This window comes from Kitasatospora sp. NPDC023118 (genome assembly GCF_055560875.1).
In genome coordinates this window covers 57301-78655 of record NZ_JBVHHW010000018.1, presented here as the reverse complement: position 1 = coordinate 78655, position 21355 = coordinate 57301, and the positions used below count along the sequence as shown (strand labels likewise).

Genomic DNA, 21355 nt, shown 5'->3' with positions numbered 1-21355 from the left:
GGTCTACGAGGGGTCGCTGCGGTCGGCCCAGGCGCTCAGCCGAGGCCCTCCCGCGGTGACGCGAGGGTCGGGACCGCGCCGCCCTCGGCGTAGTCGACGTGGACGCCTGGGAGGTCTCGGGACCAGGCGGTGGTGATCGGGGTGAGCCGGTCCCGGGTCAGTGGGGTGGGGCCGAGGCCGATGGCGAAGTGGGTGCGGCCGTCGCGGCTGCGGTAGGGGCGGGGCCAGGCGTGGAGGCGGGTGGCACCGGCTTCCTCCAGCGAGGCGAGGAGGGCCCGGAGGCGGCCGCGGACGGCGCCGAGGGACTCCTCGCCGGTGGTGACCACGGCCCAGGCGGCGTGGCGGCGGTGCAGCGGGGGCGGGGAGAGCAGGGCGGGCCAGGGGTCGGGGCTCTCGGTGCCGAGCTCCCAGGCGCGGTAGAGCTCCTCGGCGATCAGGTCGCGGGCGTCGGCGCCGACCTGGCTGGTGCAGCTGCGGACGGGGGCGGAGGGGGTGAGGACGCTCAGGGGAGCGGCGGTCCGATCCGTGAAGTCGGCCGTCAGACTGACGGGTTGGTGCCAGTCCCAGCAGGCCCAGGTCTCGGCGAAGCTCTGGAACAGGGCGGCTCCGGCGGTGTCGTCCGCGTCCAGGACGGTCCGCGCGGCCAGCACCGACCAGGCCAGCGACGGTAGTTGGCCGAACGGCGCGGAGTCCAGGCCGCGCGCCCGCGCCCAGGTCTTGACCTCCCGGGCCAGTCGGACGAAACGCCCGCGCCGCTCACCGACCGCCGTCAGGATCGCCTCGGCGTCCGTGACCGCGCTCAGCGCGACCGCGGCCGCCTCGCCCAACTCGGCGCGCCGGGCGATGGCTTGGGACGGTTCGAGCTCACCGGTGAACACCACGACCAGGTCGACGGTCAGCCCGTTCGCCTCCAGCCGCAGCCCGGGCATCCGAGCGCCGCGCACCTCGCGCACCCGGCCCGCCTCCGGCAGTGCGGCCGCCACCCGGGCGCGGACGCCCTCAGATCGGCCGGGCCGGGCAGGGCGGCCACCAGGTCCAGGTCGCCGCCGTCCAGCTGGCAGCCCAGCCGCCGCGAGCCGACGGTGTGGACCAGGCCCTCGGGCAGCGCCGCAGCGATCCGTGCGGCCAACTCGGCGGCGACAGCCGTACGTTCAGCGGGCTCGGGCCGCAGCGGGACCACCGGCTCCGCTGGCGGGACCCGCACCTCGCCCGTTCCCAGCTCGACCACCGCACGCACCCGCATCGGCTCGTCGCCCCGCCGGGAGAGCACCACCAGTTCGCCCACCCGCGCCGAGACCCCGTCGAGCCGGGCCGCGCAGTCGGCGGCCACCCGCTGCGGGTCCGCGCTGCGCCCGAGGGTCAGGTGCGGGGTGTATCCCTCGGCACGGCTCCGGCAGCGGGGGAAGCGCCGTTCGAGGGCGTGCCGCAGAGCCGCCCAGGGCTCGGGCGAGTCGGCGGCCGGGTCCAGCCAGACGGTGGCGCCCTCGCGGTGGCCGAAGGTGTGTACGCCGTCCAGGCGGGCGGTGAAGGGGGAGACCTCGGCGGCGGCCGCGCCGAGCAGCGGCAGGGCGCGGTCGAACTCGGCCTCCGGGACGAAGCCGAAGAGCAGATTGACGTGCGGCGGCCAGCGGCGCAGCTGCGGGTCGTACGCGGCGCGCAGGCGCTGGATCGGTGGCCACAGCTCCTCGGGCGGCAGCCAGGCGACGGCGGTGCGCGCGGTCGGCGCGGCGTCGAGCGTCGCCGGGGAGGAGCCGCCGCCGAGGGCGAGGTCGACGGCCACGCCGTAGTGGTCGGAGGGGCGGAGCCCGTCGCTGGTCGGGCGGTCGCCGAGCAGGGTGGCCCCCGTGGCCCGGGCGCGGTCGCAGCGGTGCAGCACTCGGTCGAGGCGGGCGGCTCGGCCGGTGAGCGTGGAGACGGCGGCGAGCGGGTTGGCGCTCGGGTCGAAGGTGGGGGTGGCGTCGGCCGGACCGTGCACCTCGGTCCAGGCGTCCCGCAGCCCGAGCGCGGCGGCCGGGCCCGCCGGGCCGGAGCGGCCGTCGTTGAAGTCCCCGAGCAGCAGCAGCTCGCCCACGACTGCGCCCAAGCCCTCGGCCAGCGCCGCGAGTTCGGTCTGTCGGCGGGCCGGCCCGTCCGGCGAGTGGTCGCTGCTCAGGTGGACGGCGGCGACGGTCAGTGGTGCGTCAACGGTCCGGAGGGTGACGGCGATGACGGCCTTGTGCGGGCCGAGCTGGTGCCGTCCGGCCTCCAGTACGGGGAGCCGGCTGAGCAGCAGCAGCCCGTGGTCGGCCACGTCCGGGCCGTTCGGGTCGGCGCCCAGGGTGTAGCCGTCCCGGACCCAGGGAGCGGCCAACAGCAGGGAGACCAGAGCCGGTTCGACCTCCTGCAGTGCGATGACGTCGGCGTCGGCGGCCTCCAGTGCGGCGAGCAGCAGCGGTCGGCGGCGGGCGGTGTCGATCCGGTCGGCGTCGTAGCGGTCCCACAGGGTGTTCCAGGTGACCACGCGCAGGCTGTCCGCGACCGCCGTCCCGGCGTCGACGCCGGGCTGCCAGCCGCCCTCCGGCCGCCAGGCGTGCGGGGCGGTGGCGGTGAAGAAGGGTGCGGGCAGGCGGCGCGGGTCGGTGCGGCGCCCGGCCTCGGTGGTGTCCAGGAGGTCCGTGCCGGTGGCGCGGTCCCACACCCGCAGGCCGTCGGCCTCGACCCAGTGCACCCGGTGCCAGGGGATCTCGCCGGAGGCGGCGAAGGCCTCCAGCGGGACGCGCTCGGTGCGGTCGTCGCGCTGGCGCACGCCCAGGGTGAACCGGGCCGGGTCGAATCGGGCGTCCCAGCGGATGCGCTGGCAGACCTGTTCGATGGGGCGCATCAGTCCTCCACGGGGTCGAGCGAGTCGAGCGAGTCGAGCGAGCCCGCCGTGTCCTCCACGGTGCCACGCGGGCCGACGTACCAGGTGCGGTGGGCCTGGCCGGGGTAGGGCGGGCTGTAGCGGTGCAGATGGGCGGTGAGCACCTCGGGCGGCACCGGGTGCGGGCGTGTGGCGTTGCGGCGCAGCAGCTCCTCCTCTCCGACCAGCAGCACCACCTGGGTGACCAGGGCGTCCCGGCGCCGGGCGACGGCGTGGACGTGGGAGCGCTGGTGGCGGTTGAGTGAGGTGGCGTCCCAGACCACGGTGGTGGCCGGGTCGGCGAGCGCGGCGTCCAGTCGGTCCAGGCCCTCGCGCAGCACCTCGGGGTTGTCGCGCTGGTCGGCGCGCGAGCCGCGGGCGGCGCGCAGGTCGTCCAGGCTGATCCGGGTGGCGGCTCCGGGCAGCGTGGCGGCGAAGGTGCTCTTGCCGCTGCCGGCCGGGCCGCTCAGGTGGACCAGGCGGGGGAAGCGGCCGTCGCGCCAGCGCCAGGCGGCGGCGAGGGCCTCCTCCACGGTGGAGATCCGGCCGAGCGCGTAGGCCTCGCGGGCCTGCGCCCAGCAGCGGTCGGCGGCGTCGCGGTCGAGGTCGGCCAGCGCCTCGCGCAGACCGGTGCGCAGCCGGCCGAGCGGGTCCGGGCCGAGCAGCGCGGCGTCCTCGGCGTGCAGGGCGGACCAGGCGACCTGTTCGCGCTCGGCCCGGCCGGGGGCGGCGGCCGCGGCGACCGCGTGCAGCACGCCGAGGTCGGCGGCGCAGGAGAGCCGGACCAGCCCGGCGCGGCGCTCCTCGTCCGGGTACGGCTGGTGCAGACCGGGGTGCAGCCCGACCAGGTCGGCGACCCGCCGGGCCAGCGGCAGGCCGAGCCGCCCGGCCAGTCGCGGCGCGAGCTGCTCCCGGCGGGCGGTGCGCAGCGCGCTGGCGAGCACACCGGCCAGTCGGGTGTCCCCGGTCCGGCCGAGTTCGTCCAGTCGGGCGGAGACCTCGGCCAACTCATCGGGCTCGCAGGCCAGTTCGGGCAGGCCCAAGGCCTTTGCCAGCGGCGGGAGTTCGGGCAGCTGGCCGGAACGCACCGCCCAGAGCGCGGCGCCCGGCCCGAGCCCGTTCTCCACCACGGCGGCGTGCATCCAGTGGGTGTCGGTGCGCACGTGCTGCGGGCGGACCCACTTGGCGATCCGCTCGCCGAACTCGGCGCGGGGGAAGCCCCGGGCCGTCCGGACCACGTACCCCTCCTGCCGGTCGAGGTCCAACCGCAGTGCGCGCAGCGCCCGTTCGTCGTAACGGCCGCGCCACAGCACCCGGGGTACGGGGATGCCGAGTCGGTGCAGGAAGCGGACGGTGTCGTCCCAGTCCAGGCAGTGGTCCCGTTCGGTCCAGACCGAGAAGCCGTAGAACCAGCTGTCCAGGTCGGTGTACGGGATGGAGTGCCGGGCGAACAGGTTCTCCCCGCAGATCCGCCAGCCCTCCGGGAGCCGGGCGCCGATCCGGCTCTGCAAGCCCTTGACCCAGGCCCGGGAAGGGTGGTGCGCGGAGTCCAGCGAGCGGGCGTGCAGGCCGTCGGGGTAGAGCGTGGTGTTCTCGCCGTCGAGCTTCTCGGTGACGACGACCTCCGCGCCGGCCAGTCCGGAGAGGTCCCCGGTCCGTACGTCGTCCGCCGTCGCCCCCGGTGACCAGGGGAGATGCGGCGTCCGAGGGTAGTGCACTCGCATGTCCGGCTCCCTGAACGTCCTTGATCCGGCGGACACTGTAGGAGCGTGCGGGAGGGCCGGGCCACCGATTAACCGAGCCGGCGCGGGCTCAGTCGATGCGGTGCTCGCGCCAGAAGGGCGTCAGGTCGACGGTGGTCGCAGCCTGGGCGGCGGCCTTGAAGTCGGCGGTGGTCGAGACGCCGTACCAGTGGGCGCGGGCGTAGCCGCGAAGCAGGGCGGACATCGGCTCCGGCCCGATCAGGCGGCGCAGTTCGTGCAGGGCGCAGGAGCCGTGGTCGTAGATGACCGCCTCGTAGCGGTCGGGGTGAGCGTCCCAGTAGCTCATCGGATTGGTGAGGCGTTCGTTCGCGGACTGCCAGGGCGTGGCGGCGGCGCAGCCCTCGCCGGTGTCGCCGAGGACGAGGTCCATGGCGTACTCGGCGAAGGACTCGTCCAGCCAGGGCGCGCGGTACTGGTCGTCGCCGACGATGCCGTACCACCACTGGTGCGCCAGCTCGTGGATGACGGCGGAGGGCCTGATCCGGTCCAGCACGAAGGCCGGGTACTCCATGCCGGCGAACGCGAAGCCGTTGTCGAGCACCAGGGCCAGATCGCCGTACGGGTAGGCGCCGTAGCTGGCGGAGTGGGCGTCGACGGTCCGCAGGGACAGGTCGAGCATCGCGCGGGCGTCCTCCGCCTTGATGCCGGCGGCCGAGTACACGGCGATCCGGACGCCGTCGGCGGATCGGCCCGCGATCCGACTGAACGGCCCTGCCGCCCAGGCGAATTCGCGCACCTGGTGGGCGCCCACCCGGGTGACCGTGCGGCCCGGCTCGCCGGGGGTGTCCAGAGCGCTGCCGGTGGCGGGGACCAGCAGGTTGGTGGGGTGGTCGAGGGTGACGGCGAAGTCGGAGGCGAGGCCGTAGAAGGATTCGCCGAGGTCGGTGTACGGGTCGAGGTGCCAGCCCGCCTCGTCCCGGACGGCTAGGACGGGCAGGGCGTTGCCGAGGAAGTTGAAGGCGCCGTCGCGGCCGAAGCGGTCGACGCCGTCCGGGACGTCGATGGAGAGGTCGAACTCGACACTCCCGGCGACGCCTTGGGGCAGCGGGCGGGGCAGTGGCACGCGCAGCGCGGTGCAGGCGACCTCGGCGGAGCCGTTGAGGCCGGACACCCGCACCGGCGGGGCCGCGCAACTGCCGTGGGAGTTGTCCCAGAGCCGCAGGTACACCTCGCGTAGCGGTTCGGGCGAGGTGTTGCTGAAGGTGATCCGCTCGTGGCCCCGCCAGTGCGCGCCGGTGGCGTCGCTGCGCAGCTCGACGGAGTAGGCGGGAGTGCCGGGGGTGCGCGTCGGGTCGACGGGCGCGCGGCCGGGCGGCCCGGCGGCCACCGACAGGAGCACGGCGAGGACGGAGAACAGGGGGAGGAGGGGGCGTCGCACGCCGTGTACTCCTGTCGGTGGTAGGGGCTGTCGGGTAGGTCTCATGGGTCTTGCTGGTGGGGCCGTGGGCTTGGCGGATCAGCCGCCGTGCCGGGCCAGCACCCGCTGGACCGCCCAGGGTGTCGCTCACCGGGCGCCTTCCAGGGCGGGGCTGTCCGTGGGCGTGGGGCCGTCGACGGGAGTGCGCGAGGGGCCGTCGACCGGTGTGGGCGTGAGCTCGGTGGTGAACGTACCGAGCACCTCGCGCATCCTCCGCTCCACCTCCTTGATCGAGGCACCCACCGCGTGGACGTACCCCGAGGCGTTGTGCGAGGCCCGCTGGGCGGACACCGCGTTGCCGACACCGACCTTGAGAACGGCCTCGACCACGCCGGGGACACGCAGCAGCTCCGCCGTCGGGGTGATCCGGCGGACCGCGGGGGGCGGCAGCACCAGGTCTCCCGAAATCTCCCGCGCAGCGCCGCGGCCGGTGGCGCAGGTCCGGACGGATGCCCCGGTAGACGTCCGAGCGCGGCCCACTGGAGCTCGGGTGGCGGGGGCTGCCAGACGGTTGCATCGGTGGCGTCGGCCGGGTCGGCGGCTCACCTCAACGGGCAGCCAGCAGCGGGCACACGGAAGCGGACGTAGGTCAGCGGGTGTGGAACGGCGGACCTCATCGGCGGGCAGGGGCGGCGGCCCCCAGGAGTTCGACCAGGGCGTCGGCGACCTGCGCCGCGCCGCCCGTGCCGACCGCCGTGGTCAGCGCCGTCCAGTCGATGCCGGGCTCACCGGCCAGGTGTTTCAGCTTCTCGACCAGGCTCTCCCGTACGGCCGTTGCCGTCCGCCGGCGGTCGAGGTCGGTGGCGCGGGCGATCCCGCCGTAGCTGAGATCGAGGGCCGTCCCCTCGCCGTGAGCGCGCAGCGCGAGCGCCTCCTCCTCGGCGAAGACCGTGCTGGGCCAGGGCGCGGCGGGGGTGCCGCGTCGGCGCGGCATCGCGGGTTACTCCGTCGCCGGCGATCACCGCGTCCACCCAGCGGAGCCGGTGTGCGTCCGCCAGCCCCCCGGCGCCCTCCGAGGGCAGCTCCACGCACCGCTGGGCGCAGTACACCTCGGTGTCCAGCGGGAGGTAGGGCCGGTCACCCCCCGTCCAGAGGAAGGGCAGGCTGTCCACGAACACCACCGGCACACCGTGGGCGCGCATTGCCTTCGCCAGCCCTCCGTCCAGCACCACCAGCACCGCCCGCACGCGCTGCGCCCGGACGATCCGTCCGAGTTCCTCGCCCGACCCACCCTCCGGCAGGTCGAACCGGCGCTGCGCCGACTGCGCGGCCAGCACCGGCCGCCCGAGCCCGGATGCCAGTCCGATGAATCTGAGCTTCCCTCCGCCCCGGTCGCGAAGGGCGGACAGCACCGCGCTCAACTTCCCCGAACTGCCCCACCCGGACTCCACCCCGGCCACGGCCATGGCCCGGACGTCCGCCGCTGCCCTCATCCGTTCCCCGCCTCCCTCCCGAACCACTCCGGCGGCGCGGCAACCGCGCCCCCGCGTACCGGATTTCCTTCGCTCCGTATTCGTACCAGGCTGCTCGGGCAGGTCGGTTCGAGTACCTTCGGAAAATCGGCGGCTAACCACCCCGCCAGGTGAAGCTGCCGATCGGGGAGTTGACGATGGGCGGTCAGATCATCGGTGCGACACGCGCGCAGGAACGCGCCTGCCCCCGTCAAGGCCCCACGACGGCCCGAGCCGCACCACCTCGACGGCCCGTCACCGCCCCGTAGTAATGCGCTTGCATCGCTTCCCGGAATGGGATGTGATGCAAGCGCATCGAAACGACGGGCGGTCGATGTCGGCCGCCGCTGCCATGGCGTGGCACGACCCGTCACGGCGTAGCGAGGGAAAGGGGGCAGGGCGGCCCGCGCACCACCAAGGGGCAGCGGGCGGCCCGGCGAGCGATGGACACGGAACTGTGGAAGCTGAACGCCACCGAGTTGGGCGCGGCCGTCGCCCGTGGCGAGATCTCGGCGACCGAGGTGGTCGAGAGCCACCTGGAGCGCATCGCGGCGGTGAACCCGGTCGTGAACGCCGTCACCCAGCTGATGGCGGACAGCGCCCGCGAGGCCGCGCGCGCAACTGACCGGAGCCGCGCGGCGGGGGAGCGGCTCGGCCCGCTGGCCGGCGTGCCGTTCACCGTCAAGGAGAACATCCACGTCGCGGGGTGGGCGACCACGCACGGCGTGCCGAGGTTCCGCGATCACGTGGCCGAGACCGACTCCCCGCCGGTGCGCAGGCTGCGCGCCGCGGGAGCGATCCCGATCGGCCACGCCAACATGCCCGACCTGGCGATCTCCTCGGACCCCGCGAGCCAGCTCTTCGGCCGGACGTACAACCCCTGGGACCGGTCGAAGACCCCGGGCGGCAGCAGCACCGGCGACGGGGTGGCGGTGGCCGTCGGGATGGCGGCGCTCGGCCTGGGCAACGACTCGGGCGGCTCGGTCCGGCTGCCCGCGGCCTTCAACGGAGTGGCCGGACTGAAGCCGAGCCACGGCCGCTTCGCCGCCGACCACCGCATCCTCGGCCAGGAGCCGATGCTGGCCTCCCAGCTCATCCCCGTCGACGGTCCGATCGCCCGCTCGGTCGCCGACCTGCGCGCGGCGTACGAGGCACTGGCGGGCGCGGACCCGCAGGACCCCAGGGCGGTCCCGGTACCCGCGTACGGGCCCCGCCCCACCGGTCCGCTCAAGATCGGCATCGTGGCCGATCCGTCCGGAATCGGCGTCCACCCCGAGATCCGTGCCGCCATCGACGAGGCGGCCGCCGCACTGGAGCAGGCGGGCTACGCCGTGGAGGAGGTGCGGATCCCCAAGCTGTTCGAGTCCCTGGAGTGCTACGGCAAGCTCATCATGACCGAGTTCGGCCTGAAGTGGTCCCGGACCAGGGAACTGCTCACCGAGAAGGGCGCCCAGCACATCGACCTGTTCATGGAGCGCACTCCGCACGCCGATCTCGCCGAGTTCCTCCGGCAGACCGGTGTCCGGCTCAGCCTCCAACGGGACTGGGCCGAACTCCTGGAGACCCACCCGCTGCTCCTCGGGGCCACCTGCCCCCAGCCCGTCCCCGGGGCCGACGTGCTCCCGGACGGCACCGACGTCGAGAGCCACGCCCGGATGATGCTGCCGGGAGCCCTGTGCACCGTGACCTCGCTGGTCGGCGTGCCCGCGGTGAGCGTGCCCACCGGGCTCGCGGAGGGCATGCCGCAAAGCCTCCAGCTCATCGGGCGGATGTACCGCGAGGACTTGTGCCTGGAGGCCGCCGAGGTGATCGAGCGCCACTTCGGCGTGCTCGCCCCCATCGACCCGCGCTCGTAACCCGAGCGCGCGCCGGTGTCCGGCCCTGGCGACGGGGCAGGGCCGGACACCGGCGGATTCGGTGACGGGCCATCCGGTGACGGGCTGTCGAACCAGGGGAATGCCGGGCTACGGGCCTTCGGGCTACGGAGTACGGCGGCCCGGCGCAGGCCCGGGGATGTCGGCGGCGTCCCGGGCGTCCGGGCGCCGCACCGGCGTCTCCGCCACGGGTACGCGCGGCAGCGCGTAGGGGTGGTTGTCGCGGAGGCGGCCGATGAGGTGCTCGCGCGGCCGGCAGGGCCGTAGGTGAAGAGCGCGGCCGCGACGCCGACGACGAGGCGGAGCAGACTCCACCACATGTCCCGCGCTCCGTTCTGCTGCCGACGGGGAGGGCTCGGCCCAAGAGAGCGGATGCCGCTGACGGGGGCTCAGTCGGGTGGTTCGGTCGGGTGGGGGCGGCCCGGCCGCGGCGCGGGTGGGTCGGGGTCCGGCCGGATGGGGTCGGGTGCCGGAGGCGGATCCGCCGGAGGTACGGGGGAGCCGGGTGGCGGTGGCGGGTCGGGCACCACGGGCGGGTCGGGTGGCCGGGTCGGCTTCGGCGGTACCGGGGGCTCCGGGGGCGGCGGTGGCGGCGGGAGGCCGGGCTGGGCGGGGGCGATGGTCATGGGCGAGGGCTCCTCTCGGTGCGGTGCGGTGCGGTGCGATGCGGTGCGATGCGGTGCGATGAGGTGAGGTGAGGTGCGGTGAGGCCGGTCCGATCCGGCACGGCCCGGCGGGTCGTATCCGCTCGGCTGCCCCCGATGCCGCGGTTCATGCGCCCGCCGCGACGGCGCCCGCCCGAGCCGACCGTTCGCACAATCTTCACAGCGGCACCGGACATGGATCCGGTCTCGGCGGGTACCCGGGGACGGACCGTACGCCGAGGGGAAAGGACCGACATGGCCACGACCAGTGACGAACTCCTCCACTGGGCGACAGCCCCGGGTCAGCACGAGGCCCCGACGGTCGACGCGTCCGGCGCCCCGCGCGCCGTCGTCCCGGAACTCGCCGGCATCGAGAACCCGCGGGAGGTCGCGCCCGCCGACGCGCGCGAGCTGACCAGGGTGCTGCTGGCCCGGCTGTCGACACTGGAGGAGGGCACCCGCGAGTACTCGTACGTGCGGGCCACGCTCATCGAGCTCAATCTGTCCCTGGTGCGGTTCGCGGTCCACCGGGTGGGCAACCGGCGGGAGCCCCAGGAGGACCTGATACAGGTCGGCTCGCTCGGCCTGATCAAGGCGATCGACCGCTTCGACCCCGACCACGGCGCGGAGTTCACCACCTTCGCCCTGCCGACCATCCTCGGCGAGATCCGCCGGCACCTCCGCGACACCACCTGGGCCGTGCACGTGCCGCGACGCCTGCAGGAGCTGCGCATCACCCTCGCCAAGGCGCGCGACGTGCTGTTCCAGCGGCTGGGCCGCTCGCCGTCCGTGTCCGAGCTCGCCGCGCACCTCGAGTTGTCGGAGGAGGAGGTGATCGAGGGGCTCGCCGCCGCCAACGGCCGCACCGCCGGCTCCCTGGACACCTCCGCCACCGAGGGCGAGGAGGAGCCGAGCCCGCTCGCCGAGCGCCTCGGCGCGGACGATGCGCGGTTCGCGACGGTGGAGAACCTGATCGTCCTCAAGCCCCTCATCGCCGCCCTGCCGGAACGTGACCGGCTCATCCTGTCCATGCGCTTCGGTGAGGAGCTCACCCAGTCCCAGATCGGCGCCCGCCTCGGGCTGTCCCAGATGCACGTCTCCCGTCTCCTCACCCGCACGCTGAAGCACCTGCGCGCGGACCTCACCGCCACCTGAGCCGGCCTCACGGCACCAGGAGCACACGCGACGCCGCGCACGCCGACCACGGCCTGGCCGTACCCCGGTCGGCGTGCGCAGGCTCCTGGAGGACCCCCGTGGAGGGAACACGACGACGATGCCAGCCGAGAAGACGATGCCCGCAGAGAACGAGCCCGCGACCGTGCCGCCGACCACCGTCCCCTCCGAACCCTCCCGGCCGGGTGCCCGCTCCGGGCCCGACCTGGCCGTGCACACCTGGCACACCGACACCCTGGCGGCCGTCTGCGCGCTGGCCGGCGACCTCGACATCGAGACCCTGGCCCCAGCCAGGAGCACGCTCGACGACCTGGTGGAGCGGCATCCGCCGCTGCTGGTCGTCGACCTCGGGCGCGTCGACTTCTGCGACTCCTCCGGCCTGAACCTGCTGCTGCGGACGCGGATGGCGGCCGCAGCCGCGGACGTGGGGTTTCGCCTGTCGGCGCCCTCCGTCGCGGTGCGGCGGCTGCTGGAACTGACCTGCACGGACACCGTGTTCTCGCTCCATCCGTCCCTGGAGGACGCGCTCGCCGCACCGTTCTGACCACTCCCGGCAGCCGGAGGCACGCATAATCCGGCAGTGGTCGGGAAACCGAGCAGACGTAGCGGAACACAGCGCCGAAACCGAAGGGGAACCCGCACATGACGACCAGCCGGGCAACCCTCGACGGCGACCGGCCGGGCGCCGGCCCCACGCTGCCGCCCGGCGGCCAGCGCCGACGCCTGCACCTGGCCGGGCTGCCGAAGCCCGTCTCCCGCGCCCGGGCGTACACCGCGCAGGCCGTCGCCGACTGGTCGTGGCCGACGGGCGCCTCCGGGGCCGAGGACGACATCGTGCTCCTCGTCGCCGAACTCGTCGCCAACGCCTTGCTGCACGCCGGCGGCGCCGTGGACCTCGTCCTCGACGCCTCCGAGACCCGCCTGCGGATCGAGGTCAGCGACCGGTCGACGGCCCTGCCCGAACCGCGCCGCCCGCACCGCCCGGGCCTGCCCGGCGGGCACGGACTCTTCATCGTCCAGCAGGCCGCCACCCGCTGGGGCGCCCTGCCGCATGGCGACGGCAAGACGGTCTGGGCCGAGCTCGACGCCCTGCCCCCACACCCGGGCAGCTGACCGGCCGCCCGACCCTCGGCACCGGCGCCCTCGTCCCGCCCTTCGCCAGGTGCCTCGATTCGTCCTCCGCGCCGGCCGCCCACATCGTGGTGCTCCCGGCACCGGGACCCGCCGGGGGCCCACGCGCGAAGCTCCGCGCGTGGTCGCGGGCCCGGGCGAGGCGTAGCGTCGGCAGTGGTCGCGGGCGGGTCACCCCCTCATGCAGGAGCGCCGACATGCCAGGCATCGGGACACCTCCAACCGGCCCCCCGCCGGGCCCGCCGCCGGGTCCACCACCCGGCCCACCACCGGGTCCACCACCCGGTCCACCGGCAGGTCCACCACCCGGTCCACCGGCAGGTCCACCACCAGGTCCGCCGCCGGGCCCGCCGCGCGCGGCGTCCGTCCTGACCGGCCACACGGCGGCGGTGACCTGTCTCGCCCTCTCCCGCGACGGCCGTCTGCTCCTGTCCGGCAGCGAGGACCACACGCTCAGACTGTGGGACCTCGGAGCCGGGACGGAGCTGCGCCGCTGGGTCGCCCACGAGGACGGGGTGCAGTGCGCGGCCCTCTCCCCGGACGGTCGGCTCGCGGTGTCCGGCGGCGTCTGGGGCCCGGCCGTCCTGTGGGACACCGACACCGGCGCCGAACTGCGCCGCTTCCACGGACAGGAGCAGGGCTGCCTGGCCGCGGTCTTCTCCCCGGAGGGCCGACTGGTGGCGACCGGCTGCGGGGACCACACCGTGCGCTGCTGGGACCCGGCGACCGGGCAGGAGCTGCGGCGCCTTGCGGGGCACACCGCGGACGTCACCGCCGTCGCCTTCTCCCCGGACCGCCGACAGCTGCTGTCCGGCTCCGCCCAGTACGAGCTCGGCGCCGACCAGGTGCGGCTGTGGGATCTGAACGCAGGCACGGAGCTGGGCCGGTTCGGTGAGGGGCTGTTCGCGGTCACCGCCGTCGGGTTCGCCGTCCGGGGCGGCCTTGCCGTCGCGACCACCATGGACAACCTGCTGCACGTGTGGGACCCGGTCACCGGCGCCGAGACGGGCCACTTCGAGATCGGCGCGGGCAACCTGCGCTGCCTGGCGGTGTCCCCGGACGGCTGCCGAGTGCTGACCGGCAGCGGCACCGACTACTACGACGCCGACCTGCTCGCCGTCCTCGGTGTCGACAACCGGGTCCGGTTGGTCGACCCGGCGGACGGCCGGGAGTTGGCCCGGTACGAGGGCCACACCGGAAACGTCAACGGCGTGGCCTTCACCGCGGACGGCCGGAGTGCGGTCTCCGCGAGCGCCGACCGCACGATCCGCCACTGGGAGCTGTAGCCCTCGGTCATTGGTTGCCCTTGGTCACCCGCCGGTGGAATCGTGGCAGGAGAAGGTCGGATCGGAACCCGAGATGGCCGAACGGGCACGAGGACAGCAGCGCACCTCGACCGTGGGCAGCCCAGTGGTCCGGGCCTGCGCCGGGCCCGGTGGGCGAGGTGTCGGGGCCCTGTGCGCGCTCCTCGGTCTCCTCCCGGTCACCCCCGTCCTGGCCTGGGCGTACGGCCTGGCGCCGTTCGCCGTCTGGTTCTGGTCGGTGACCGTGCCGAGCCTGGCGCTGCTCGCCGCCATCGGCGTGGCGACCGCCCGTCGCCCGCGCCTGGGCCGGCTGCACCGCGCCCTCGTGGTCGGGACCGTCGGCGGCCTGATCGGCACCCTCGGTTACGACCTGGTCCGGGTGCCGTTCGTGCTGGCCGGGGTCCGGCTCTTCGCCCCGATCGACACCTACGGCGTGCTCGCCCTGGGCGCGGTCTCGTCCGACCCGCGCACCGGGCTGCTCGGCTGGGCGTTCCACTTCTCCAACGGCATCGGCTTCGGGATCAGCTACGCCGTCCTCGCCTCCGGCCGGCGCTGGCAGTGGGGCCTGGCCTGGGGCCTGATGATCGAGACCCTCGCGGTGGCCTCGCCCGTCGCCGGGGTCTACGCGCTGCGCGGGGCCGGGCTGATTGCCATCGCCTACGCCGGGCACCTGGCCTACGGGGCACCGCTCGGCCTGCTGGTCGCCGACCCCGGGCGCAGCGTCCGCCGGCTGCGCGAGGTCGGGCCGCACCCCACGGCCTACGCGTTGCTGGCCGTCCTCCTGGTGCTGGTGGTCTGGCAGCGGCCGTTCGGCACCCCGGCGCTCGTGCGGGCTGGTGAGCGGGTGGCCCCCGGCCCCAGCGCCCTGGTGCTGGACGGACGGTTCCATCCGCAGTACCTGCGGGTGCCCGCGCACGGCTGCGTGACCCTGCACAACGGCGACCAGGTGCCGTACACCCTGCCCGCCGCCGTCGGGTCGCCCCGGCTGGAGCCCGGGAGCACCACCGCGGCCTGCTTCGCCTCCGGGGGCAACGCCGTGCTGCGGGTGCGCACCTCCGCCCAGCCGTACGCGGGCGGGTTCGTCATCGTGGACCGGACGGAGCGCTGAGATGACCACCGCAACCGCCCAGCAGACCGTCCCCACCATCGGCGACGTCGTCCGGCGGTTGCCCGGGTGGCTACGCGAGCACGTCTGGTCCGCCGTGACCGGGGCCGTGGTCGGCGGCGTGATCGGCTACACCGTGAACGTCTTCCTGATCGCCGTCCGCTACGGCGGCTGGCGGAAGGTGCCGCACGGGGCGCCGGCCACCAGCCACGGCAACTTCTTCCAGGGCGCGCTGTTCTGGGGCCTGCTCACCGCCGTGCTGTTCGGGGTGTTCGGCTACTGGCACGCCGTCGGCACCACCCGCTTCCTGGCCGACCTGCGCGCGCTGCCGCAAACGCTCGCCGGGCTGGTCCGGGGCGACCGGTCAGCCTCCGTCCACCTGCTGTGGGGCGCGGCGGTCGCGCTGCTGGCCGCCCAGATCGTCGCGCCCGCGGCCGGGGCGGTGCTCGCCGTCGGCGTGCTCGCGGGAGCACCGACCGTGCTCGGGAGCATCGTGTCGACGTTCCTGCGCCGGATCTGGTCGGCGGTGGTCAAACAGGTCGCCCCGACCCGCCACCACCGCATCACCGGGATCACCGGCATGACGGTGGGCCTGCTCGGCTCCGCCGTGTCGCTGATCGTCGCATCGCTCATCACCGACAGCCCGGTCAAGTACGGCCTGGCCGGCGCCCTCGCGCTGGCCGCCGTCCTGATCTCCGTCACCGGTGCGCGTCCGCCCGCCACCGCCTGCGTCGTGCTGCTGGTCGGCGCCGTGCTGCTCCTGCACGGGATCACCGACGCGATCCCGGCCCACGCCGACGACGGCGGATCGCTTGAATGCAAGCTCCGGGGCCAGGCCTGGCTGAGCTGCACCGGCAGCGGCACGGTGCTGCGGTACGCCGCGGCCGGGGCGGCCGCGGCGGCGGCAGGCGGGATCCTGGGCTCGTTCCTGGGCAATCTGGCCGGCGCCCTGGCGGGCGAGCCGGGCGGCGGCCCGGATGACGGCGGCCCGGACGGTGGCGGCGAACCGCCCTGGCAGCCGCGGCCGAACATGCCGCCCGGGGACCGCCAGGCGATCAACAACTGGATCCAGGGGCTGCTGGACGACCCGGCCTTCCAGCGCTGGCGCGCCACCCACCCCGGCTTCACCGACCCGCCCACCGACGCCGAGTTCAACCAGTACCTCAACTGGCGCCACGCGCAGGGCATGGCGGACCCGGCCCTGACCCTGCCCAGCGCGCGGGCGGACTTCCCGGTGGACGCCGGACCGCTCCCGGCACTCCCGCCGGAGGAACCGGTACCGGCGCTCCTGGACCTGCCGCCCGTGCTCCCGGACCTGCCGCCCGGCCCCGAGCCACTGGACGAAGGGCCCAGCGGGGACGCCCAGCCCATACCCGACCAGCCCCCCGCTCCTGCTCCCGCGCCCGCGCCGCCGCCCGCACCCGACCCCGCCCAGGCGATCCGGGACCGGCTCCAGGCACTGAGCGGCGCCAACTACTACGACCCCGACCCCGACAACCCGTCGCACTACTGGCAGCGGCTGCAGGGCCTGCTCGACGACGTCGACCCGGCCAAGGGCCTCACTCCCGACCAGCTGCAGACCATCACGGACCTGGAGAAGAATCTCCGGGACGCCAACACGAAGGGACTGGAAGCCCGGGAGACGGCCCGCGACGACGGCAGGGACAAGCTCCTCGCCGCCAGCACCAAGCGGGACGCGGACTACACCGACTACCTGCACCAGCTGGACGCGACGGAGGCCCGCGAGAACTACCTCAGCAACCTGATCGACCACCTCCCGCCCGGCCAGTTCGAGATGGCCAACCGGGTGCTGCAGCAGATCGAGAGCGGCGCCCCGGGCAGCGACACCGAGGGTGCGTTGCGCCAGATGTCCACGGCGCTGCTCACCCAGGCCCAGGGTCGGAACGAGGCGGAGGCGGCCGCCGCCGAACTGGATTCGATCGCGGCTCAGGAGCACGAGGCCGCCGCCGTCGGGTGGCAGCACGTCGCCATCGCCGGGGAGATGCTGCTGGCCCCGTTCGCGGTGCCACTGACCGCCGCCGGGGCCGCCCAGCTCGGGGCGTTCATGGTCGGCCGCAACGCCGTCCAGGGCTTCGGCGTCGGGTACGAGGAGGGCGGGCTCGGCCACGCCCTGCTCGGCGCGGCGAACGCGGTGCTGCCGATCAACACCGTGCAGGCCGCCTACCAGGCCACCATCGGCCAGGTCATCGACCCCAACAGCCCGGCGCCGCAGGCCGGTCGGCTCTCGATCGCGCTCGCCATGGTCCAGGACTTCGGCAACGCCGTAGGGCTGCACTCGCTCGGCCTGAAGAACATCGGCCCGGCGGCGGCCGAGGCGGTCAAGGAGACCCCCACGCTGAGCAAGCTGTACGGCGGCCAGCCGCCTCCCGGCCCGGTCCCGACGGCCAACGCCGCCACCGACGCCGCCTTCCTCACCGAGCAGGCCGCCGGGCGGAAGGCGGCGCAGGAGTTCCAGCAGATGGCGACCGACCTGAAGACCCTGAAGGCCCAGGGGGCGAGCGCGGCGGAGATCGCCGCGGCCGAGCAGGCACTCCGGCAGAAGGTCATCGACACCAACCTCCTGTACCAGGGCAAGGCCACCCTGAAGACGGTCCCCAAGGAGATCCAGGGTGACTACGCGGGCGCCCTCGAACCGATGCTGACGCAAGCCCAGGAGGACACCGTCAAAGCCCTCAACGCCCAGGGCTTCCAGCGAGGCGGACGGGATCTGACCGTCGGCGACCTGACCGACCTGCGCAACGCCAAGAGCAAGGGGTCCGTCGGGATGGACCGCGACCTGGCCCTGAACCAGATGGCGTACCGCGAGACCCTGGCGCAGCTGGAGAAAGCCTCGCCCACCTCGCAGCGGGCCGAGGACCTGTACAAGGAGCTCAAGAATTTGAAGGTCGCCAATCAACTGACGCTCAACGGTGTGCCGGTGACTGCCCCCGAGGCCAACGACGCGTTCCAGAAGGCGTACAACCAGGCGTACGCCGAGGCCACGGGCGGCAAAGCCGAGGACGCGGGGAAGGCCCTGCAGGCCGTGACCCAGAGCAAACATCCGGAGGCGTACCAGGATCTGCCGGTGCTCAAGAATGATGCCCTCGCCTACCCGCCCGATCCCAAGTGGGCCGCGCAGACCGGGTCGGTGACCACCTACAAGGCGTACATGAACCCGAAAGAGCTGAGCCCTGGGAGCGCGCTTCAGGAGACTGCCCGGGGCGTGGCCAAGGACATCTCCGGCAAGCTCGAACCGATGATGTACTACTACAAGGGCGCGGACCCCGCGGCCTACCAGCGGGTCATGGACATGAAGTCCTTCCTGGGCGACTGCGGCAGGGGCATCTACACCCCGTCGCAGATGGAGCTCCTGTCCAAGCAGAAGTTCGGCACCTCGATCAACGGCCTGGCCGAGCAGGTCGATTCGAACCTGGCGGCCTTCGTCCAGGGGCACGGCGCGTCGCAACCCGCCTTCCGTACCCTGCCCGGTCCCGGCCTGGGCGACCTCGGCGGTCACGTCGTGCAGGCGGTCGGCGGGCAGGCCGGGAACGTGGTCAAGGGCATCTCCTCGGGCCCGGCACGCGGGGGCGAACCGGCGGAAGGAAAGTGAGCCATGGACACCGAAGCCACCGGCGCGGCGGCTGCCGGTATGGAGACGCCCGAGCGCTCGCCGGGCGGCCTGGCCCGCACCATCCGCCTCGAACGGGCCGAATTCGCGCCGCTGGTACGTCACTTGGGGCTGCCCGAGCCCGGCGTACTGTCACCGCTCACCGACCTGGCCGTCCCGGTCCTGGGCGCGACCGGGCCGGTACGCGAAGTCGGTGAGCTGCTCCGGGAGTTCACCGAGCTGCCCACGACCGCCGTACGGATCGCGCTGACCCCGCTCGCCGTCCCCGACCGGGTGGTGGACGCCCGCAGCGCCCTGTTCAACAGCGCGCCGACCCAGTGCCGGCTGTACGCGTCCCGCCTGTCCGAGGACATCATCGTCGGGTTGCGACCCACGCTGGACGGCGGGTACGAGCTGATGGCCCCCTTCTCGCACCAGGACCTCGAATGGTGGGTGCAGCTCCAGGTCCAGTTCTCCAGCGGTCAGCCGATGCCGCTGCCGGAGGAGGAGCTGACCGCCGAGCAACTGGCCTTCCTGCTGGTGCTGGTCGACGCGTACAAGGCCGCCTTCTTCCGCTCCTTCGCCGGACGGCGGACGGAACCGGTGCCGGTCACCATCACCCTGGCGGACGTCCTGGAGGCCCAGGACGACGCCCTGCGGGTTGCCGACCGGCGGTGGATCGCCCACGTCGTCGCGGAGCTGTTCGCCACCCAGATGCACCCCGGCGGGGGGACCGGCACGACCCTCCCGCCGGTCACCGCCGCCCTCGCCGAGCGGGAGCTGCGCCGGTACGAGGAGACCGGGTACGTCGAGCGGGCCGGGGCGGGCGATCCGCCGGCCTACGAACTCGGGCTCACGCTGGCGACGTTCGCGGGCACGCTGTTCACCTGGATCAGCCTGCTCTCGTTGCACGACGTCCAGGTGGTCGGTCACGAGGCCGGGCGGCCCGTCGCGCAGGAGGACATGGTCCTGTTCGTGGTGACCGAGCCGACCGTCTGGGCCCTGGTCAGCCAGGGCCTCACCCGGGCCGGGCAGGACTGGTCGGCCGTCCGCTTCGGCCTGCGGGCGCTCGGCGTCGTGGAGGCGTGCAACTTGGCCCGCGACTTCCTGCGGCCGATCCCGGAGCTGACCCTGCCCGAGGAGGTCTACCGTCCGAGGACGGAGGCGGTGACGGTGACGGCAGCGGTGACCGAACCGCTCAGCCGCCCGCCCGCGTCCCCGGCGCCACCCGCCCCGCCCGCCGCACCCGCCTTCCGGCCCACGCACCGCGTCCCGTCCGGCGGCATGTCCGCCTGGACCGCGCCCGACCCGGCGCTCACGGCCGTCACCCGGATCGACGGGAGAGTGGAGCTGCAGCTGCTCGAACGGGCCGGGGACTGGGCGCACATCGTCTGCTCCAACGGCTGGTCGGCCTGGGTGGACGGGCGGCGGATCGAGGAGATCGGGACCTAAGGGATCGTGAAGGTGTTCAGCGCGGTGGTGAGGACCGGTTGGTAGGAGGCCCAGTCGGAGTCGGGGGTGGAGAGGTAGATCGTGTACTCGGTGCCGTTCGGGGCGAGGAAGGACTGCGCGCCCACGTGGGACGAGCCGAAGGTGAACTCCCAGTAGGCACCCGGATTGCCCTGGTAGGTGTTGGCGCGCAGGTCGATCCGGGTGTAGCCGCCCTGCTGGGTGAGTGACTGTTCGATCTGGCGGAACCCGTCGAGGGGGGCCTGTTTGGAAGGGTTGGGGATGAGGGCGAACCGCAGCACGTGGCCGCCGCTGTCCGGTGAGTAGTCGCCGGCGCCCATGCCGTTGTCGCTCCGCGTCCACCCGGTGGGAGCCGCGAAGCTGAAGCCCGCCGGGTCGGTGGTTTCGACGTAGCCGGGGGGCACCGAGGCCCCCGGGGTCTGCGGCGGAGCGGTCGACGGGGGCTGGGGCGACGGTGTCCCGGGTGTCGGCGGCGGGGTCGTGGGCGTCCCGGGTGTCGTCGGTGCGGTGGCCGACGGCGGCGTGGACGGCGCCGTGGTGGCCGCCTGGTGATGCGTACCGCGGCCGGCCAGCAGGAGGACCAACCCGCCGATCAGCGCCAGCGCGAGGACCACCGCCGTGACCAGCACCCAGGGCCGCCGCACAGCCGGAGGCGGCTTACCCGTCGCAGGGGGTGCCGCGGCCGGCTCCCGGGGCGGCAGGGCCTCGGCGGTCGCCGGGCCGACGGTGAAGCCCGCCGCCACCCGGTCGAGCATGTGCCCGGTCCACTCGGCGCCCGGCCGCTGCGCCGGGTCCGGGCGCAGTAGCGACACGATGACCGGTGAGAGCGGACCGGCCCGACGCGGCTCGGGCGGCTGCTCCGCCGGCGGTCGGCCCTCCACGGCCCTGTACAGCGTGGCCCCCAGCGACCACAGATCCGCCTCGGGGCCGGGCGGACGACCTGCGGCCCGCTCGGGCGCCAGGTAGTCGGGGGAGCCCTTGAGCGGCTCGGCTGCGAACGCGGTGAGCAGCGCTCGTCCCTGCTCCAGGACCACCCGGCTCGGCTCGACGGCCCCGTGTACCCGCCCCGACCTGTGCCCCCGGACCAGCGCGGCCAGGATCTGGGCGCCGACCCGGGCCGCCTCGCGCGGCGGCAGCGGGCCGTCGGCGGCGATCACTTCGTCGAGGGTCCGCCCATCGCCCATCGCTGCGCTCCAACCGTGCCTCGACCCCCACGGCCAGTCTCCCGCCGAACCCCACCGGGGGCCATCGGGTGTGGGCTTCGCGGTCGAACCGGTCTTTCCCGCCACGGCGACTCCGGTCGTCGCGGTCCTTTTCCGTGGGTGATGCCGTCGCGCTCGGGGGCTGCGAACGCCGTTCACAGTCAATGATGAAAATGTTGAGGGCGCGACGTTTCACTGAATGGGAAAACAGTCTTCTGAGGCGTATTCAGTGAATGGCTACACGCGTCAACTTGGGTGTGCACCGGGCCTTTCACCTGCCCGGAAGCCCACTCTTAATATTTCCTTACCCTTCGCCGTTGACCCGCGTTCATCAGC

Annotated in this window: 13 protein-coding genes and 1 pseudogene; 8 read left to right on the top strand and 6 right to left on the bottom strand. The window is 74.1% G+C overall.

Annotated features, from left to right (window positions below):
* Positions 1-35: 35 nt before the first annotated feature.
* From ACZ3UD_RS23590 to ACZ3UD_RS23570, 5 genes and pseudogenes are all read right to left on the bottom strand, one after another.
* Positions 36-2860, bottom strand: a pseudogene (locus tag ACZ3UD_RS23590) (RNA repair domain-containing protein).
* The gene (locus tag ACZ3UD_RS23585) at positions 2860-4602 is read right to left on the bottom strand and encodes an RNA ligase family protein (RefSeq protein WP_465590968.1); all 1743 of its coding nucleotides are present in this window, start codon (positions 4600-4602) and stop codon (positions 2860-2862) included. The pseudogene ACZ3UD_RS23590 and the gene ACZ3UD_RS23585 overlap by 1 nt, the downstream one beginning before the upstream one ends.
* Positions 4603-4690: 88 nt before the next feature.
* A complete protein-coding gene (locus ACZ3UD_RS23580; protein ID WP_465590965.1) occupies positions 4691-6019 on the bottom strand; it encodes a M1 family metallopeptidase in 1329 nt (442 codons plus the stop codon).
* Between the two features lie 126 nt (positions 6020-6145).
* Positions 6146-6451, bottom strand: coding sequence for a hypothetical protein (locus ACZ3UD_RS23575; RefSeq protein ID WP_465590963.1), 306 nt, complete (start codon positions 6449-6451; stop codon positions 6146-6148).
* A 220-nt stretch (positions 6452-6671) separates the two neighbouring features.
* Positions 6672-6992 carry a hypothetical protein gene (locus ACZ3UD_RS23570; RefSeq protein ID WP_465590960.1) on the bottom strand — a complete coding sequence of 107 codons (321 nt, stop codon included), beginning with the start codon at positions 6990-6992 and terminating at the stop codon, positions 6672-6674.
* Between the two features lie 960 nt (positions 6993-7952).
* On the opposite strand from ACZ3UD_RS23570, the gene ACZ3UD_RS23565 reads away from it, so the two are divergent.
* The 8 genes from ACZ3UD_RS23565 (at position 7953) to ACZ3UD_RS23530 (ending at position 19799) form a co-directional block, all read left to right on the top strand.
* On the top strand, positions 7953-9365 hold the full coding sequence (locus ACZ3UD_RS23565) for an amidase (protein ID WP_465590957.1): 1413 nt from the start codon (positions 7953-7955) through the stop codon (positions 9363-9365).
* 917 nt (positions 9366-10282) lie between these two features.
* Positions 10283-11182: a SigB/SigF/SigG family RNA polymerase sigma factor gene (locus ACZ3UD_RS23560; protein ID WP_465590954.1), complete on the top strand. Its 900-nt coding sequence runs from the start codon at positions 10283-10285 to the stop codon at positions 11180-11182.
* A 118-nt stretch (positions 11183-11300) separates the two neighbouring features.
* A complete protein-coding gene (locus tag ACZ3UD_RS23555; RefSeq protein ID WP_465590951.1) occupies positions 11301-11744 on the top strand; it encodes an STAS domain-containing protein in 444 nt (147 codons plus the stop codon).
* A gap of 98 nt (positions 11745-11842) precedes the next feature.
* Positions 11843-12313, top strand: coding sequence for an ATP-binding protein (locus ACZ3UD_RS23550; protein WP_465590948.1), 471 nt, complete (start codon positions 11843-11845; stop codon positions 12311-12313).
* A 215-nt stretch (positions 12314-12528) separates the two neighbouring features.
* Complete coding sequence (locus tag ACZ3UD_RS23545) at positions 12529-13617, top strand: WD40 repeat domain-containing protein (protein ID WP_465590945.1); 1089 nt, start codon at positions 12529-12531, stop codon at positions 13615-13617.
* Positions 13618-13690: 73 nt separating this feature from the next.
* Complete coding sequence (locus ACZ3UD_RS23540) at positions 13691-14743, top strand: hypothetical protein (RefSeq protein ID WP_465590942.1); 1053 nt, start codon at positions 13691-13693, stop codon at positions 14741-14743.
* Position 14744: 1 nt separating this feature from the next.
* Positions 14745-18350, top strand: coding sequence for an MFS transporter (locus ACZ3UD_RS23535; RefSeq protein WP_465590940.1), 3606 nt, complete (start codon positions 14745-14747; stop codon positions 18348-18350).
* 3 nt (positions 18351-18353) lie between these two features.
* Positions 18354-19799 (top strand): hypothetical protein, encoded by a 1446-nt coding sequence (locus ACZ3UD_RS23530; protein WP_465590937.1) that lies wholly within the window; start codon positions 18354-18356, stop codon positions 19797-19799.
* On the opposite strand, the gene ACZ3UD_RS23525 is transcribed toward ACZ3UD_RS23530, so the two are convergent.
* The gene (locus tag ACZ3UD_RS23525) at positions 19796-21001 is read right to left on the bottom strand and encodes a protein kinase domain-containing protein (protein WP_465590934.1); all 1206 of its coding nucleotides are present in this window, start codon (positions 20999-21001) and stop codon (positions 19796-19798) included. The genes ACZ3UD_RS23530 and ACZ3UD_RS23525 overlap by 4 nt on opposite strands.
* Positions 21002-21355: the final 354 nt, after the last annotated feature.

Coding starts and splice junctions, on each gene's coding strand:
- ACZ3UD_RS23585 (WP_465590968.1), bottom strand. CDS start 4,602: ATGCGAGTGCACTACCCTCGGACGCCGCATCTCCCCTGGTCACCGGGG.
- ACZ3UD_RS23570 (WP_465590960.1), bottom strand. CDS start 6,992: ATGCCGCGCCGACGCGGCACCCCCGCCGCGCCCTGGCCCAGCACGGTC.
- ACZ3UD_RS23565 (WP_465590957.1), top strand. CDS start 7,953: ATGGACACGGAACTGTGGAAGCTGAACGCCACCGAGTTGGGCGCGGCC.
- ACZ3UD_RS23560 (WP_465590954.1), top strand. CDS start 10,283: ATGGCCACGACCAGTGACGAACTCCTCCACTGGGCGACAGCCCCGGGT.
- ACZ3UD_RS23555 (WP_465590951.1), top strand. CDS start 11,301: ATGCCAGCCGAGAAGACGATGCCCGCAGAGAACGAGCCCGCGACCGTG.
- ACZ3UD_RS23550 (WP_465590948.1), top strand. CDS start 11,843: ATGACGACCAGCCGGGCAACCCTCGACGGCGACCGGCCGGGCGCCGGC.
- ACZ3UD_RS23545 (WP_465590945.1), top strand. CDS start 12,529: ATGCCAGGCATCGGGACACCTCCAACCGGCCCCCCGCCGGGCCCGCCG.
- ACZ3UD_RS23540 (WP_465590942.1), top strand. CDS start 13,691: ATGGCCGAACGGGCACGAGGACAGCAGCGCACCTCGACCGTGGGCAGC.
- ACZ3UD_RS23535 (WP_465590940.1), top strand. CDS start 14,745: ATGACCACCGCAACCGCCCAGCAGACCGTCCCCACCATCGGCGACGTC.
- ACZ3UD_RS23530 (WP_465590937.1), top strand. CDS start 18,354: ATGGACACCGAAGCCACCGGCGCGGCGGCTGCCGGTATGGAGACGCCC.
- ACZ3UD_RS23525 (WP_465590934.1), bottom strand. CDS start 21,001: ATGGGCGATGGGCGGACCCTCGACGAAGTGATCGCCGCCGACGGCCCG.